The sequence below is a fragment of the Streptomyces sp. NBC_00316 genome, from assembly GCF_036158715.1.
GTDB lineage: Bacteria > Actinomycetota > Actinomycetes > Streptomycetales > Streptomycetaceae > Streptomyces.
In genome coordinates, this window is sequence record NZ_CP108023.1 from 2507450 (window position 1) to 2523826 (window position 16377).

13 protein-coding genes and 1 riboswitch are annotated in these 16377 nt (G+C 71.1%); of the genes, 4 read left to right on the forward strand and 9 right to left on the reverse strand.

Features of this window, described 5'->3' with window-relative positions; all coding sequences use genetic code 11:
* Window positions 1–39: 39 nt before the first annotated feature.
* The 3 genes from OG878_RS11105 (at window position 40) to OG878_RS11115 (ending at window position 4029) form a co-directional block, all read left to right on the forward strand.
* Complete coding sequence (locus OG878_RS11105) at window positions 40–1029, forward strand: NADP-dependent oxidoreductase (RefSeq protein ID WP_328886627.1); 990 nt, start codon at window positions 40–42, stop codon at window positions 1027–1029.
* Complete coding sequence (locus OG878_RS11110) at window positions 1026–2150, forward strand: winged helix DNA-binding domain-containing protein (RefSeq protein WP_328886628.1); 1125 nt, start codon at window positions 1026–1028, stop codon at window positions 2148–2150. Before OG878_RS11105 ends, OG878_RS11110 begins: the two co-directional genes overlap by 4 nt.
* Before the next feature lie 250 nt (window positions 2151–2400).
* Entirely contained in the window at window positions 2401–4029 is a 1629-nt protein-coding gene (locus OG878_RS11115) for a transposase (protein ID WP_328886629.1), read from the forward strand.
* Window positions 4030–4035: 6 nt separating this feature from the next.
* On the opposite strand, the gene OG878_RS11120 is transcribed toward OG878_RS11115, so the two are convergent.
* The 5 genes from OG878_RS11120 to OG878_RS11140 all read right to left on the reverse strand — a co-directional run bounded on the left by OG878_RS11120 (window position 4036) and on the right by OG878_RS11140 (window position 10648).
* Window positions 4036–4644, reverse strand: coding sequence for a DJ-1/PfpI family protein (locus tag OG878_RS11120; protein WP_328886630.1), 609 nt, complete (start codon window positions 4642–4644; stop codon window positions 4036–4038).
* 455 nt (window positions 4645–5099) lie between these two features.
* Window positions 5100–5750 carry a thymidine kinase gene (locus tag OG878_RS11125; RefSeq protein ID WP_328886631.1) on the reverse strand — a complete coding sequence of 217 codons (651 nt, stop codon included), beginning with the start codon at window positions 5748–5750 and terminating at the stop codon, window positions 5100–5102.
* A gap of 51 nt (window positions 5751–5801) precedes the next feature.
* The gene (locus tag OG878_RS11130) at window positions 5802–6989 is read right to left on the reverse strand and encodes an alkaline phosphatase family protein (protein WP_328886632.1); all 1188 of its coding nucleotides are present in this window, start codon (window positions 6987–6989) and stop codon (window positions 5802–5804) included.
* Window positions 6989–7591: a DUF5998 family protein gene (locus tag OG878_RS11135; RefSeq protein ID WP_277328803.1), complete on the reverse strand. Its 603-nt coding sequence runs from the start codon at window positions 7589–7591 to the stop codon at window positions 6989–6991. Before OG878_RS11135 ends, OG878_RS11130 begins: the two co-directional genes overlap by 1 nt.
* 75 nt (window positions 7592–7666) lie before the next feature.
* Entirely contained in the window at window positions 7667–10648 is a 2982-nt protein-coding gene (locus tag OG878_RS11140) for a bifunctional acetate--CoA ligase family protein/GNAT family N-acetyltransferase (RefSeq protein ID WP_328886633.1), read from the reverse strand.
* 197 nt (window positions 10649–10845) lie between these two features.
* Here OG878_RS11140 and OG878_RS11145 point away from each other — a divergent pair, with 197 nt between their 5' ends.
* Window positions 10846–11127 (forward strand): HPr family phosphocarrier protein, encoded by a 282-nt coding sequence (locus OG878_RS11145; RefSeq protein ID WP_328886634.1) that lies wholly within the window; start codon window positions 10846–10848, stop codon window positions 11125–11127.
* A gap of 208 nt (window positions 11128–11335) precedes the next feature.
* Here the strand turns inward: OG878_RS11145 and OG878_RS11150 are convergent, their stop codons facing one another.
* The 4 genes from OG878_RS11150 to OG878_RS11165 form a co-directional block, all read right to left on the reverse strand.
* On the reverse strand, window positions 11336–12052 hold the full coding sequence (locus OG878_RS11150) for a GntR family transcriptional regulator (protein ID WP_328886635.1): 717 nt from the start codon (window positions 12050–12052) through the stop codon (window positions 11336–11338).
* Window positions 12053–12319: 267 nt separating this feature from the next.
* Complete coding sequence (locus OG878_RS11155; RefSeq protein WP_328886636.1) at window positions 12320–13135, reverse strand: M23 family metallopeptidase; 816 nt, start codon at window positions 13133–13135, stop codon at window positions 12320–12322.
* A 12-nt stretch (window positions 13136–13147) separates the two neighbouring features.
* Window positions 13148–13317: riboswitch (cyclic di-AMP (ydaO/yuaA leader) on the reverse strand.
* Between the two features lie 208 nt (window positions 13318–13525).
* Entirely contained in the window at window positions 13526–14908 is a 1383-nt protein-coding gene (locus tag OG878_RS11160; protein WP_328886637.1) for a M16 family metallopeptidase, read from the reverse strand.
* Window positions 14909–14934: 26 nt separating this feature from the next.
* On the reverse strand, window positions 14935–16305 hold the full coding sequence (locus tag OG878_RS11165) for a M16 family metallopeptidase (protein WP_328886638.1): 1371 nt from the start codon (window positions 16303–16305) through the stop codon (window positions 14935–14937).
* Window positions 16306–16377: the final 72 nt, after the last annotated feature.

Consider the following 16377-nt stretch of genomic DNA (forward strand, 5'->3'; position numbering starts at 1 on the left):
ATCTCGAAGGCCGTACCGGACCGATGTGAGGACAGAGAAATGATCACACGTGAGATCCAACTGGCCGCGCAGATCACCGGCATCGCCACGCTCGACCACTTCACCGTCGCCAAGACCGAGGTGGACGGCGAGGTCCTGGTGCGGACCGACCAGGTGGGGCTCGCCGCGACGTACCTGGAACTGATGCGGGCCGACTGCACCCTCCCGGTGCCGGCCTGGCAGCCGGGCCGGCGGGTAGGAGTGGCCGCCACCGGCACGGTGGTCCGGTCCGACAGCCCCGAGCTCGCGGTCGGCGACCTGGTCCAGTCGATGGCCGGTTGGAGCGAGTACTCGGCGGGTCCGGCCGCCGGGTACGTCAAGCTCGACCGCGCGCTCTTCGCCGACCCCGGCTACCACCTCGGCCAGGGGCCGACCGCCTACTACGGCATGGCCGATGTGGCGGCCGTCGGCGAGGGCGATGTGGTGTTCGTCTCCGGTGCGGCGGGCGGGGTCGGCTCGCTGGCCGGGCAGATCGCCAGGTGTCTCGGTGCGGCGCGGGTGATCGGCAGTGCCGGAAGCCCGTCGAAGGTCGACTACCTCGTCAACGAGCTCGGCTACGACGCCGCGTTCGACTACCACGACGGCTCCGCGGCCGACCGGCTGGGAGAGCTCGCGCCCGAGGGCATCTCGGTGTTCTTCGACGTTGTGGGCGGCGAGCAGTACGACGCCGCGCTGCAGGCGGCCCGGCCCGGGGCGCGCTTCGCCCTGTGCGGCTCACTGTCGAGCCAGCTCGGCGACGCGGCCGAGCGCTTCCCGAAGCCCGACCGCGCGGCGGCCGAGGCACAGGGCATCGCGCTGTTGCCGTTCTCCTGCTATCACACACCCGATCAGATCGCGGCCTGGAGGGAGCACTTCAGCACCTGGCTGGGCGAGGGCCGCTTCATCTACCCGCAGACGGTCGTCGAGGGCGGGATCGAGGACGTGCCGCGGGCGTTCCTCTCGCTGCTTCAGGGTTCCTACCGGGGCAATGTCTCGGTGCGGCTGTCGTGACCACCCTCTCCCTCCGGGCCCTGAACCGGGCGCTGATGAACCGGCAGTTCCTGCTGGCGCGCACCGATCGCACTCCGGTGGAGGTGATCAGGCGGCTGGTCGCACTGCAGGCACAGGAGCCCAACTGGGCCTACGTCGGACTGTGGAGCAGGATCCACGGCTTCACGCAATCCGAGCTCACCGCACTGCTGGAGGACCGGCAGGTGGTCCGCTCCGGCCTGCTCCGCAGCACCCAGCATCTCGCCGCAGCCGACGACTTCCGTCGGCTGCGGCCGCTGCTGCAACCCGTGCTCGACCGCACCGCCGGCTCACCCCACTTCACCCGGAACAGCACAGCCCTGCACGCGGAGTCCTTGGTGGCCGAGGGGCTCCACCTGCTCGGGGGCGGCACGCTGTCGCGCAAGGAGCTGGCCCGGCGGCTGGCCGAACGCCACCCGGGACGCGACGGGCGAATCCTGGCCGGGGAGGTTGAACTGCGCACTCCTCTTGTCCACGGCGCTGCCACCGGTGCCTGGGGCTCCTGGGGAAACCGGTCGGCGGTCTCCGTCACGCCCGCCGAGGCGTGGCTGGGACAGCCGATGGCTGCCGCCGCGACGGCGACCGGCGTCAAGGATGCGGCAAAGGACCTGATCCGCCGCTATCTGGCCGCCTTCGGCCCGGCCGGGGTGAAGGACGTCCAGGCCTGGTGCGGACTGACCCGCCTGGGCGAGGTCGTCGCGGACATGCACGCCGAACTGCGCCGCTACCGCGGCCCCGATGGCAGGGAACTGATCGATCTGGCCGACGCGGAGCTGCCCGACCCCGAGACCCCCGCACCCGTGCGGCTGCTGCCCGCATTCGACAACGCCCTGCTCGGCCACGCCGACCGGACCCGCGTCATCAGCGATGAGGACCGCAAGCGCGTGATGCCCGGCCAGGCACAGGTACGACCCACCTTCCTGGTGGACGGCCGGGTGCACGGAACGTGGTCCCTCGACGCCGGGACGCTGCGGCTCACCCCGTTTCGGCCGCTCTGCGCCACCGATCGCGCGGCCCTGGAACAGGAGTCCGATCGACTGCTGCCATTCGTGGGAGGCACGACGGTGTCCTGCAGCGACACGGTCGCAATCCGGTCGCCCTGAGGTTCCACCCGGCACCTACCGCTGGAAACCGCCCGCGCCCACCGGTGGGAAGCACGGCGAAGGCCCATGAGCGGGGGTTACGAGCTGTTGTCGGTTTGCTGCATTGAAGTGAGTGGTGGTGAGCGGGAGTGAGTCCTGTGGGTGGGTTTGCGGGGGTGGGAACGGGAGTTCTGGGGCCGAATGGGTGACCTTGGTGGCTGTGGCTCGTTGGGCTGGGTGGCAGGGGTGCGGCCTGGGTGGGGGTGATGTGGTGGGTGGTGTGCGGGCCTTGGCCGTGTCCTTCGTGGCGCCTGGGCCGTGCGGGGTGGCGGTCCGGGACCGTCTCAAGCACCTGACCGCCCGGGACGAGAGGGTGTTGCGTGCGGTCGGTGCGCATCAGGGGGCGCTGGCTTCCGGTGATCTCAAGGCCCGGTGTGCGGATGGTCTGGAGCACGGTGCGGACAGGTGGGCGGCGCGTAAGCGGGAGCTGACCGGGGTGTCGTCGTCGCGGATCGCGGGTGCGATCACCAAGGCCACGCACGATCAGTGGGCGCTCGCACGCCGCTGCCAGGCGGCGCACATCCAAAACCTGGCAGCCGGGATCAAGACGCTGCGGCACCGGCTGTCCCTCCCGATCGGGGAGAAGGGCACCAAGCGTACGGCGGGTGGCTACCGGTCGAAGAGCGAGTGGTTCCGCAAGTCCCGCCGCCTCGCGGCACTCGAAGAGCGGCACACCGCTGCTGTAGCCGACCGGCAGGCCGGACGGGTCCGGGTGGTGAGGGGCGGCAAGCGTCTCCTGAACACCCGCCACCACCTCACCCAGGCCCAGCTCACCGAGGATCAGTGGCGGGAGCGGTGGGAGGCGGAACGCTGGTTCATCGCTGCCGACGGCGAGTCGGGCAAACGGTTCGGGAACGAGACGATCCGCGTCACCCCGAACGGCGAGGTCAGCATCAGACTGCCTGCCCCGCTCGCGCACCTGGCCAACACCAAGCACGGCCGCTACACCCTCACCGCCCGCATCGCGTTCGCACACCGGGGTACGGAGTGGGCCGACCGCATCGAAGCCAACCGGGCCGTCGCCTACCGCATCCACCTCGATACGGACCGCGGCCGCTGGTACCTCACCGCATCCTGGCAACGCCCCGTCGTGAAGACCATTCCGTTGGAGACCGCCCGCGCCCGGGGCATGATCGGCGTCGACACCAACGCCGACCACTTCGCCGCCTACCGCCTCGACCGGCACGGCAACCCGGTCGGCGAGCCGCACCGCTTCGGCTACGACCTGTCCGGGCCGTCCGGTCACCGGGACGCGCAGATCCGCCACGCGCTGACCCGGTTGATCAACTGGGCGGTGCGGGTCGGAGTCGCCGCGATCGGCATCGAAGACCTGGACTTCACGGCTGAGAAGACCCGCGAGAAGCACGGCCGCCGCAAGCGGTTCCGGCAGCTCATCTCCGGTATCCCGACCGGGAAGCTGAAGGCCCGGCTGGTCTCCATGGCCGCCGAACACGGCCTCGCGATTGTCGCGGTCGACCCCGCCTACACCAGCCTGTGGGGTGCCCAGCACTGGCAAAAACCACTGACCGCCCCACACCGCACCATGTCCCGCCACGATGCCGCCGGTATCGCAATCGGGAGACGCGCCCTCGGCCATCCGGTCCGGCGTCGGACGGCACCGCCCCCACACGACCGGAGTGATCGTGCGGGGCATCGGACCGCCCAGGCCGAACCATGTGACCGGGGGCGTGAGGGAACCCGCCCGCCCGCAACGGACCGGCCCCCTGGAGGGCCGTCGCCGAGCGGGAAGCGAAAGCGGGAGACCAGTGCATCCAAAACCGTTCGGGATGCGCCCAGTACGCAACAGTGGGCCCAAGACTCACTTACGCACACTGGCTAGGAACGGTCAGCGCAGTGCAGCCTCGCCCGTGTGGACGGCACGCATGGCGCGCTCGACGGTCTCGCGGTTTTCGCCGACCGGAGCCACGTAGCCGATGACGTCGCGCGCGGCGTCCTCCCCGAGCATGCGGCTGATCACCCACGTGGCGAGATACTGTGACGCCAGGCAGCCACCCGCCGTAGCGATATTTCCCTCGGCGTGGAACGGCGCGTCCAGCACGCTGACACCGCGGGCTTCCACAAAGGGCCGGCTCTTCATGTCCGTGCAGGCAGGCATGCCATCCAGCAACCCGAGTCGGGCAAGCACCAGCGCACCGGAACACTGCGCACCGATCAGCTGTCGCGAAGGGTCGAGCGCAAGCCTGGAGATCAGCCGGTCGTCAGCGACCACGTCTCGCGCCTTCACCCCGCTGCCGATCAGCACGACGCCGGCTTCACTCACGAACTCCATGGGGCGCTGCCCGGTTACCTCGACGCCGTTCATGGACGTGACCACCGGCGTCGGCGTCGTGATGAAGGCCTCCAAGCCGTCCTTTCGGCACCGGTTGATCAGCGCGGAGGCGATGAAGCTGTCGAGTTCGTTGAATCCGTCGAATGTGACCACGGCCACCTGCATGGCATCTCCTCGAAGTACGGCTCAGGAGGTGCAGTTTCCCAGGCACACCGTGCCCAGGTCGCGGGCCGGTCGGCAATGGGTGGCTCATCCGTCGGTGCCGCGGTCGCCGAAGCCGAGCCTGTACCGGTTGATGACCGAGAGGCAGCGCCGACGCCCCACCCACACGGCCGAGGCCGAGGGGCTGGGCGTCGGCGCCCCAGGGCTGAGGGGCCAGTCCTGTCATCCCGTAGTGGCTGCCTCCACAGGTCGCGGCGAGCGAACCCGGCGGCTTTCCAGATGTGCGACGGCGCCGGCGTAGAAGCGGTCCACGGCGTTGTCGAATACACGTCGAAGCTCGCGAGAGCAGCGATCATCGACGTCGCGACGGCCCATTTCCGGCTACGGCACCCCTTCGCGACGCTGCGGGAGCCCGACCGATCAGACGTCAGAGTCGATCCCACCGGGCAGGAAGGCGATCAGGCGGAGGTGACAGGGAGGACGTCCGGGGAAATGGCGGCGGCGCGGGCCGCGGCTGAGGTCATGCGGCGGCGGTGGTGGCGTCGGCAGAGGACCTCGTAGCCGATCTGCTCGGCCGGTCGGTCGACGTCGCCGACGACGACCTGCTCGCCCTCCACGACCATCTCGCCCCCTACCGTGCGGGCATTGTGGGTGGCGCGGGCGCCGCACCAGCACATGGCCTCGACCTGGAGCGTCTCGATCCGGTCCGCCAGCTCGATCAGCCGCTGCGAGCCCGGGAAGAGTTTGGTTCGGAAGTCCGTGGTGATGCCGAAGGCGAACACGTCCAGGCTCAGATCGTCCACGACCCGCCCCAACTGGTCGATCTGCTCGGGGGCGAGGAACTGCGCCTCGTCCACGATGACGTAATCGACCTTGTCGCCCTTCGACATCTGGCCCACGAGGTAGGCGTACAGATCCATGCCCGGGCCGGCCTCGATCGCCTCCGTCACCAGGCCGAGCCGCGAGGAGAGCTTCCCCTCGCCCGCGCGGTCGTCACGGGTGAAGATCACACCTTGCAGACCGCGGGCCGACCGGTTGTGTCCGATCTGCAGCGCCAAAGTACTCTTCCCGCAATCCATGGTGCCGGAGAAGAACACAAGCTCGGGCATGAGGGGTTGAGCACCTTTCGAAAGGGGGGTGGAGCGATCGGGGGGACCGGGTCAGGAACGGACTTCGAGGAGGGGGACGAGCTGCTCGACGGCGGTCATCGAGCCGTGCATGCCGACCATCGCCGACTCGTGCGGCTCCTGGACGGAGGCGGTGACCACGACGTCGTCGTGGGCGGCCGCCACCACATCGCCGATCCGGCCGTACACCCGCTCGTCGACCTGCGGACCGAACCAGCCGGCCGCGATCGCCTCGTCCCGGCTCGCCACCCAGAACTGTTCGCCGAGCACCTCCTGCCAGACGGTCAGCACATCGGCCTCGGCGCCGGGGACCGCGTACACATGGCGGGCCCGGCCCTCGCCGCCGAGCAGGGCGACGCCCGCGCGCAGCTCCCAGTCCTCGTCGAAGTCGATCCGGGACTGCTCGTCGAACGGGACGTCGATCATGCCGTGGTCCGCGGTGACGTAGAGGGCGGAGCGGGGAGGCAGTTGCTCGGCGAGGCGCTGCACGAGACCGTCGACGTACATCAGCTGGCCGCGCCAGGCGTCGGAGTCCACGCCGAAGCGGTGACCCTTGCCGTCGACCTCGCTGTAGTACGTGTAGACGAGCGACCGGTCGCCGGCGGCGAGCCGGTCAGCGGCCAGGTCCATCCGCTCCTCGCCCGAGAGCCTGCCGTGGAACGTGCCACCGCTGAGCGCGATCTTGGTGAGCGGGGTGTCCTGGAAGGTCGGGGCGGAGACCTGAGCGGTGTGCACACCCGCCTCGTGGGCGAGCTGGAACACCGTCGGGTACGGCTGCCAGACCGCCGGCGAGGTCCAGGGCCTCCAGCGGAGCTGGTTCATCAGCTCGCCGCTCTCGGGATTACGGGCGGTGTAGCCGGGAAGGCCGTGCGCGCCGGGCGGCAGCCCCGTACCGACCGAGGCGAGCGAAGTCGCGGTGGTGGCCGGGAAGCCTGCGGTCAGGGGACGGCCGGTGCCGCCGCGCGAGGTCGGGAGCAGGGAGTGCAGATACGGGGCCTCGTCCGGGTGGGCCTTGATCTGCTCCCAGCCGAGACCGTCGATCAGGAAGACGCAGTTCCGGTCCGCCGGGGTGAGCTCGGGGATCACCGCGGTGAAACCGGGCACGCCCTGTCCGGCGGCGAGCGTCGGCAGCAGATCGGCGAGCGAGCCACTTCCGTACTCGGGGACGGGGGCCGTGTCGAGAGGGAGCAGAACGGGGTCCTGCCAGGCCGGCTGGGCCATCAGCGGCCGGTCGCCGCGGGTGTGGTGGCAGCCGTCGCCTCGGAGAGCGACTGGGCGAATTCGAGGGTCTGGCGCACCGTGTCCGGGCCGTCGCCGGCCTCGCTGACCCGCAGGCTCAGGTCGTCGGCGGTGGAGCTGCCGGTGTAGCCGTGGTCCGCATCGCAGTTGGGGTCGCCGCAGGCGGCGGGCTCCAGGTCGATCCGGGAAACGGCGCCCCAGCCGATGGTGAGGACGACCTCGCGGGGCAGCGTCCCCGGGACGTACTTCTCCGGGTCGGCCACGACGCGGCTGACCACGACCGACGAGATCCGGTCGAGCTTGACCGACTCGGTGGAGGTGGTGGCGTACGGCGACGGGGAGCTGGTGTCGGCGTTCTGCTCGTCGGTGTGGCTGACGATGAAGCGGGTGTCCGTCAGGACCAGGACCGTGACGTGCCTGCGCACCTCGTTGGAGTCGAAGGTGGTCTCCTGGTGCACCAGGTACGAGGCGACCGGCTCACCGCCCACGGCGGCTTCCACCGCCTCGGCCACAAGGGCCGGGTAGTAGCCGCTGCGCTCGATCGCCGCGCGCAGCCCCTGGGTCGTCGTACCGGTCTTCGCCATACGGACCATCCTACGGGGGGCGGATGACTGCCGGGGACGCTGTGGAAAAGGGTGCGGGACGGCTCACCGGTGGTTTCAGTAGTTGGGGAGGCGGCGCGGACCCAGGTCGGTCCGGGCGGGGGGCGGGGCGAGCCGGACGCTCGCGCCGAGCACGGTCAGGCTCTGAGTGGCGACCACGACCGGCTCCAGTGCGACGGAAACCACCTCGGGATGGTCGTCGACGAGCCGCGACACCCGCAGCAGAAGCTCTTCGAGCGCCGCGGTGTCGACAGGTGCCGAGCCGCGCCAGCCGAAGAGGACCGGGGCCGCCCGGATGGACCGGATCAGCTCGGCGGCGTCGCGGTCGGTGGCGGGCACGAGCCGGTGGGCGGTGTCGCCGAGGAGCTCGGAGGGCGCACCGGCCAGTCCGAAGGAGAGGACGGCGCCCGCCGCGGGATCGATCGTGGCCCGTACGACGGTGTCCACACCGCGCGGGGCCATGGACTGGACGACGGGCTGAAGCTCGGTGGGCTTGCCGAGCAGATCGGTGAGTTCGCCGTACGCCCGGCGCAGCGCGTCTTCGTCGGCGAGGTCCAGCCGGACGCCGCCGAGGTCGGCGCGGTGGCGCAGATGGGGTGCGGTGGTCTTGAGCGCGACCGGATAGCCGAGCCGCGCCGCGGCGGCGACCGCGGCGTCTGCGTCGGGGGCCGGGAGCGTCGGCCGTACGGTGATGCCGTAGCGCCCCAGCAGTTCGCGCGCCTCGTCGTGACCGAGCGGACGGCCACGGGGGTCGGGGTCGGGTCCGAGGAGCGCGTCGATACGGGCCGCGGCTCCGGCCTCGTCGATCGTGTCGTCGAGAAAGTCGGGCACCTTCCCCGGCACGGCGGCCTGCCGTCGCCACTGGGCATACTTCACCGCCTCGGCCAGAGCCCGCACGGCGCGCTCGGCAGCGGGGTAGGCGGGGATGCGGCCGGGGGTGGGAGCAGGGCCGGCATCCGTGTCCGGCCGCTGCGGGGCGTGGCGGCCGACGGGGTCGGCGGAGCCGGTCGGCCGCTCCTGGCCGGCCGAGGCGGTCGAGGAGGAAGCGGCGGTGGAGGAGGCCGGGGAAGCCTGAGTGACCGGCCCGCCCGAAGAGCCCGCGGCACCCGGTCCGGCCGCAGCGCCCGGGGCAGCAGGTGCGGACCGCGTCACCCGTGGCACCGCGGCCGTGCTCGTGGCAGCCGCGAGCGCTTCGGCCAGGCCGCCGATCTCCACATGGACCACGGCAACCGGCTTGGCCGGCCCCGTGGCCGCGGCGGTACGCAGGGCGGCCGCCAGAACCTCGCCGTCGCCAGATTCCGCCTGGCCGTTCTCCCCCACCCACGGGATCGCCGTCACGATCACCGCGTCGCAGCCCGCGTCAGCCAGCGCCTCGGCCAGCGCGTCCCGGAAGTCCTGCGGGGTGGCCGCGGTGGTGAGGTCGCGGGGCGGCCGCGGGCGCAGCCCCTCGGCGAGGCAGGCGTCGTACGTGAGAAGGCCGAGGGACTCGGAGTTGCCGATGATCGCGACCCGCGGTCCCGCCGGGAGGGGCTGGTCGGCGAGGAGCAGGCCCGCGTCGACCATCTCCGTCACCGTGTCGACGCGGATCACGCCCGCCTGCCGCATGAGCGCGGAGACCGTCGCGTCCGGGATCCGGCTGACCGGCACCGCATGGCCCGGCGGGGTGCTGCCGCTGTGCCGGGCGCCCTTCACCACGACCACCGGCTTCACCGCCGCGGTGCGTCGGGCGAGGCGGGTGAACTTGCGCGGGTTGCCGAGCGATTCGAGGTACAGCAGGGCGACATCGGTGTCGGGGTCCTCGTACCAGTACTGCAGGAAGTCGTTGCCCGAGATGTCGGCGCGGTTGCCCGCAGAGATGAACGTGGACAGACCCGCGCCGCGCCGGTAGAGCCCGGAGAGCAGCGCGATGCCGATGGCACCGGACTGCGTGAACAGGCCGATGCGCCCGGACGCGGGTGGCTCGGGGGCGAGGGAGGCGTTCAGCCGCACGGCGTCGGAGTTGTTGATGAGGCCGAAGGCGTTCGGGCCGATGATGCGCATGCCGTACGAGCGGGCCTGGCGCACCAGTTCGCGCTGCCGTTCCCTGCCTTCTGCGCCCCACTCGGCGTATCCGGCGGAGAGGACGACGAGTCCCTGGACACCGTGCTCTCCGCAGTCGACGACGGCCTCCGGAACCCGTTCGGCAGGTACGGCGACGACCGCGAGGTCGACCGTTTCCCTGATCTCTCCGATGGAGCGGTGGGCGGGGACGCCGTCGATCGTGGTCTGGTCGGCGCCGAAGGCGCTGTTCACGGCGTACGTGCGACCGGTGAACCCGGCCGCGAGGAGGTTGCGCAGGACCGTGCGGCCCACCCCGCCCGGATTGCGGCCCGTGCCGATGACCGCGACGGAACCCGGCGCGATCAGCCGCTGCACCGACCGCGACTCCGCCCGCTGCTCACGGGCGCGCTGCACGGCCAGCGACTCCGCGGTCGGTTCGAGTTCGAGGGTGAGGTGGACGGAGCCGTCCTCGAAGCTGCGGTGCTGGGTGTAACCGGCGTCCCGGAACACCTTGATCATCTTGTTGTTGGCGGGCAGCACCTCGGCGGCGAAGCGCCGGATGCCGCGCTCGCGGGCCACCGCAGCGATGTGTTCCAGCAGCGCCGATGCCACGCCGCGGCCCTGGTGGGCGTCCTGGACGAGGAAGGCGACCTCGGCCTCGTCGGCAGGGGCGGAGGCGGGCCTGCCGGATGCGTCGATCCGGTCGTAGCGGACGGTCGCGATGAACTCGCCGCCGACCGTGACGGCCAGACCCACCCGGTCGACGTAGTCGTGATGGGTGAAGCGGTGCACGTCCTTGGCCGACAACCGCGGATAGGGGGCGAAGAACCTGTAGTACTTCGACTCGTCCGATACCTGCTCGTAGAAGCTGACCAGCCGCTCTGCATCGTCCGTGGTGATGGGCCTGATCCGGGCCGTGCCGCCGTCACGGAGCACCACGTCCGCTTCCCAGTGGTCGGGGTACGCGTGATGCGGACTCTGCTCCGGAGAGGGCTGCATGGGCAAAGACTACGGCTCGGTCACCGGTCGCGTACGGATCGGGGCCGGGGCAGTCTGAGAGGGCCGATCGGCCGTGCGGCACGGGCTTCGGCACCGGGTCGCGGGCCGGCCGCAACGGTCCGCTCGGGTCGGCCGGAGCAGCCCGCACCACATGAGAGACTGGTCTAGACAACCATTGATTCGTGAAGGGCAGAACCATGGCTGAGCGCCGCGTCAATGTCGGTTGGGCCGAGGGCCTGCACGCCCGCCCCGCTTCCATCTTCGTCCGTGCCGCCACGGCGTCCGGCTACCCGGTGACGATCTCCAAGACCGACGGCAGTCCGGTGAACGCCGCCTCCATGCTCGCGGTGCTCGGCCTGGGCGCGCAGGGCGGCGAGGAGATCGTGCTCGCGTCCGAGGCGGACGACGCGGAGGCCGCGCTCGACCGGCTGGCGAGGCTCGTCGCCGAGGGGCTCGACGAGCTCCCGGAGACCGTCTGATTCCGGACACTCCGGCCGGCTGCTTTTCTGCGGCGGAGCCGCGGCACCCCTGACGGGGGCCGCGGCTCTTTTGTTTTTGTTTTCCGCACCGTTTCTCCATGCCGATCCACCGGGGCCACCCCCAGCGTTTTCGCGAGGGATTCGTGCGGTATTCGGGCAGCCTGAAGAAAGCGCCGCAGAATTACATCTCTTGTATACGGCGCACGTGTTAATGACGGCCGCTCGCGGTGTTTACGACATGTTGCGAAGTCCTCACCCGGCCGGGAGCGGGCGGGACGGCCTCCCGGCCCGGCATGCGGTCCGCGCACCGCAACCGGTGGGCGGCCGTGGTCCGCTCGGCGTGCTGCGCGGCCAGCGCCCTGGCGCGTTCCGCGTCCCCACGGGCCACGGCGTCCACGATGGCTCCGTGCTCGGCCCAGGAATCGGCGGGGCGGGCCGGCTGCTCGACCGCGTACATCCAGGCGATCTTGTGCCGTAGCTGGGTGAGCAGCGCGATGAGACCGGGGCTGCGGGAGGCCTGCGCGAGCGTCTCGTGGAACCAGCCGCCCAGCGACCGCAGATCCTCCCCCTCGCCCCGCCGGGCCCGCTCCTGGCCGAGCCTGACCAGGCCACGGAGGACTTTGAGGTGCGCCTCGGTGCGGCGCTGCGCGGCGCGGGCCGCACCCAGCGGCTCCAGCAGCATCCGGACCTCCAGCAGGTCGGCGGCCTCCTGCGCGGTGGGCTCGGCGACACAGGCACCGGCATGCCGGCGGGTGACCACGAAGCCCTCGGACTCCAGGGTCCGCAGCGCTTCCCGCACCGGGACACGGGAGACCCCGTAACGGCGTGCGAGGAGCTCCTCGGTGAGTCTGCTGCCGCGTTCGAAGACACCCGAGACGATGTCGTCACGGATCGCCGTGCATACCGAATGCGCCGGAATGCGCATGTCCGAACCTCCGCCTTAATCCCCGCGAAACGCGGCCGGCCGACGCCTGTTCTGTGACTCTATTGCAATGCGGCTGCATTTCCGATGCCGGGTCGAAATCCATGAATATCTTTTTGTTCGGACTCCGTTCGACAAGCCCGCCCCGGCTCGTTCGACGAGCCTGCCCGGGCTCGTTCGGCAGGTCCGTCCCGCGAGGAGGACGGCGGGATACGCCGAAGGCCCCGGCGGGAAGCCGGGGCCTTCGGGACAGTGCGGACGTGTCGTCGGTCAGACGTTGACGCCGTGGGCGCGCAGGTACGCGACGGGGTCCATGTCGGAGCCGTACGACGGCGTGGTCCGGGCCTCGAAGTGAAGGTGCGGTCCGGTGGAGTTGCCGGTCGAGCCGGAGAAGCCGATCCGCTGGCCCGCACCGACGCTCTGGCCGACCGAGACGCCGATCGAGGAGAGGTGGCCGTACTGGGTGTACGTGCCGTCCGTCATCCGGAGCACGATGTTGTTGCCGTACGCGCCACCCCAGCCGGCCTCGACGACCGTGCCGGCGCCGACGGCGACGACGGAGCTGCCGGAGGCGGCGTGGAAGTCGATGCCCGAGTGACGGCCGGAGGACCAGAGGGAACCGCTGGACTTGTAGCCGGTGGTGACGTATGAACCGGCGACCGGGAGCTGGAAGGCGCCGAGACGGGTGCGCTCGGCAGAACGGGCGGCGCGGGCCTTCGCCTCGCGGGCCGCCTTGACACGGGCGTCGGCCTTGGCCTTGGCCTTGGCCACTGCTTCGGCCTTGACCTTGGCCGCGGCCTTGGCCTTCGCGGCTTCGGCCTTCGCCTTGGCGGCGGCATCGGCCAGGTGCTGCTGCACGTCGGCCTGGGCGGCCACCTGGTCGGCGAGGGCGCCTTCGATGGCGATGATCTGGTTCAGACCGGTCTCGCTGACGGAGGGGACCTTGGCCTCGGCGGCGAGGGCCGGGGAAGCCAGGCCACCGATGACGCCGGTGGTGGCCAGAGCCGCGACGCCGGCGACCTGCGCGCTCCTGCGCGTCAGGCGGCTCGGGGCACGATGCTTCCCGGTGGGGCGGGTGAACGCCATGAAGGGTTGATCCTTTCCTTCCTTCTCGCCTACCGGGTTAGCTGACGGGTTCGGAGCAGGAAGGTCTCCTACGGAGGTCCCGGCCCCACAAGAGGGCCGCAGGCATCCGATTCACCCCAGGGACTGCGTGGGTCCCCGGCTCCCCAGGCTCGCGCCTGACGGGGACTCGGCGATCGCTGCCCGGCGCCGCGGATGCAGCATTCGAGTGACGGACAGCTGAGCCGACGCTAAGCGGGGGCACTTTCATTCACCAAACGGACAGGCCGTTTTGTAGCGCACACCACAGGACATACAGACTCTCGACCTGATAAATCAGACAAAAGGGAAGACCCCGGCGAGAAGTGACTCGCCGGGGTCCGCATTCGTCCCGGTACAGGAGCGTTCGGCTGATCAGCCGGTGACGACCGACACCTCTCCGATACCCAGCGCCCGGACCGGCTCCTCGATCTGCGAGGCGTCGCCGACGAGGATCGTGACCAGCCGGTCCACCGGGAAGGCGCTGACCACCGCCGCGGTCGCCTCGACCGTTCCCGTCTCCGCGAGGCGCGCGTACAGCTGCGCCTGGTAGTCGTCCGGCAGGTGCTGCTCGAGCTGGTCGGCGAGCGTGCCCGCCACGGAGGCCGCCGTCTCGAACTTCAGCGGGGCGACACCCACGAGGTTCTGCACCGCCGTCTCGCGCTCGGCGTCGGTCAGGCCCTCGGCCGCCAGCGTCCGCAGGACCGTCCACAGGTCGTCCAGCGCCGGTCCGGTGGACTCCGTGTCCACCGAACCGCTGATGGCGAGCATCGCGGCGCCCGTCGCCCCGGAGGCGGAGCCGGGCGCCGACGACCGCAGGACCTGCGCGAAAGCCCGCACGCCGTAGGTGTAGCCCTTCTCCTCGCGCAGCACCCGGTCCAGCCGGGAGGTGAGCGTGCCGCCCAGGCAGTACGTGCCGAGGACCTGGGCCGGCCAGACGCTGTCGTGCCGGTCGGCGCCGATCCGGCCGATCAGCAGCTGCGTCTGCACGGCGCCCGGACGGTCGACGATGACCACCCGGCCGGTGTCGTCGGCGGTGATCGGCGGGGCGGGGCGGGGCTCCGCGGTGTTTCCGGCCCAGTCGCCCACGGTGTCGGCGAGCAGCGCGTCCAGGTCGATGCCGGTGAGGTCACCGACGACCACGACGGTCGCGGTGGACGGCCGGACATGGGCCTCGAAGAAGGCGCGGACGGCCGCGGAGTCGATCCGCTCCACCGTCTCCTCGGTGCCCTGGCGGGGGCGCGACATGCGGGCCGTGGCCGGGAAGAGCTCCTTGGAGAGCTGCTTGGCGGCGCGGCGGGCCGGGTTGGCCTGCTCGTGCGGGATCTCGTCGAGCCGGTTGTTCACCAGCCGCTCGATCTCGCTGTCGGCGAACGCGGGTGCCCGCAGTGCCTCGGCCACCAGGCCGAGTGCCTTGGCCAGCCGGGAGGCCGGGACCTCCAGGGACACCCGGACTCCGGGGTGGTCGGCGTGCGCGTCGAGCGTGGCGCCGCAGCGCTCCAGCTCGGCTGCGAACTCCTCCGCGGAGTGCTTGTCGGTCCCCTCTGACAGGGCCCGCGCCATGATCGTGGCAACGCCGTCGAGGCCTTCGGGCTCGGCGTCCAGCGGGGCGTCGAGGAAGATTTCGACCGCGACGACCTGCTGGCCGGGGCGGTGGCAGCGCAGCACCGTGAGCCCGTTGGGCAGGGCCCCTCGCTCGGGAGCGGGGAAGGCCCAGGGCCTGGCCGTGCCGGGGGTCGGCTGCGGGTGATACTCCATCGATACTCCAGTCGCGGCAGCGTCGGTCACTTGTCCGCCCCTTCGTGCGCGTCGGTGTCGGCGTCCGTCTCGTCTGCGACCGCCGCGCCGCTGGGCTCGACCGGCTCGTAGACGAGCACCGCCCGGTTGTCGGGCCGCAGCTGGGCCCGGGCAGCCGCCCGGACCTCTTCCGCGGTGACGTCCAGCACCCGCTGGACGGCGGTCAGGGCGAGCTGCGGGTCGCCGAACAGCACGGCGTACCGGCACAGTTCGTCGGCGCGGCCCGCGACCGTGCCGAGCCGGTCCAGCCACTCGCGCTCCAACTGCGCCTGGGCGCGCTCCATTTCCTCGGGCGTCGGGCCGTCGGCCGCGAACCGGGCCAGTTCCTCGTCGACCGCGGTCTCGATCTGCGCCACCTCGACCCCACCGGACGTCTTCACGTCCAGCCAGCCGAGCGAGGGCGCACCGGCGAGCCGCAGCAGCCCGAATCCGGCCGCCACGGCCGTCCGGTCGCGGCGGACCAGGCGGTTGTGCAGCCGGGAGGACTCGCCGCCACCCAGGACCGTCAGCGCCAGGTCTGCGGCGTCGCACTCCCGGGTACCGTCGTGCGGCAGCCGGTACGCAGCCATCAGCGCCCGCGCCGGAACCTCCTCACGGACCTCTTCGCGCAGCTGCTCGCCGATGATCTCGGGGAGCGTCCCGTCGCGCGGCGGCTGCTTGCCGTCGTGGGACGGGATGGAGCCGAAGTACTTCTCGATCCAGGCGAGCGTCTGCTCCGGGTCGATGTCGCCGACGACGGACAGAACCGCGTTGTTGGGCGCGTAGTACGTACGGAAGAAGGTCCGCGCGTCCTCGAGCGTCGCAGCGTCCAGGTCGGCCATCGAGCCGATCGGCGTGTGGTGGTACGGGTGGCCCTCTGGGTAGGCGAGGGCGGTCAGCTTCTCGAACGCCGTGCCGTACGGGACGTTGTCGTAGCGCTGGCGGCGCTCGTTCTTGACGACGTCCCGCTGGTTCTCCATGGACTCCTCGTCGAGCGCGGCGAGCAGTGAGCCCATCCGGTCGGCCTCGAGCCACAGGGCGAGCTCCAGCTGGTGCGTGGGCATCGTCTCGAAGTAGTTGGTCCGTTCGAAGCTCGTGGTGCCGTTGAGGGAGCCGCCGGCCCCCTGCACCAGCTCGAAGTGTCCGTTCCCCTTGACCTGTCCGGAGCCCTGGAACATCAGGTGCTCGAAGAGGTGAGCCAGACCCGTGCGCCCCTTGACCTCGTGGCGCGAACCGACGTCGTACCAGAGGCACACCGCGGCGACCGGGGTCAGATGGTCCTCGGAGAGCACCACGCGCAGGCCGTTGGCCAGACGGTGCTCGGTTGCTGTCAAGCCGCCGGAGCCGGCCTGGGCTGTGGCCGTGTGACCCATGGGCATGTACGTCCCTTCGATCGCGATACTAAATTTCCTGCGAGACCTGCCACTGTAAGCAAGCGGACGGACACCTGG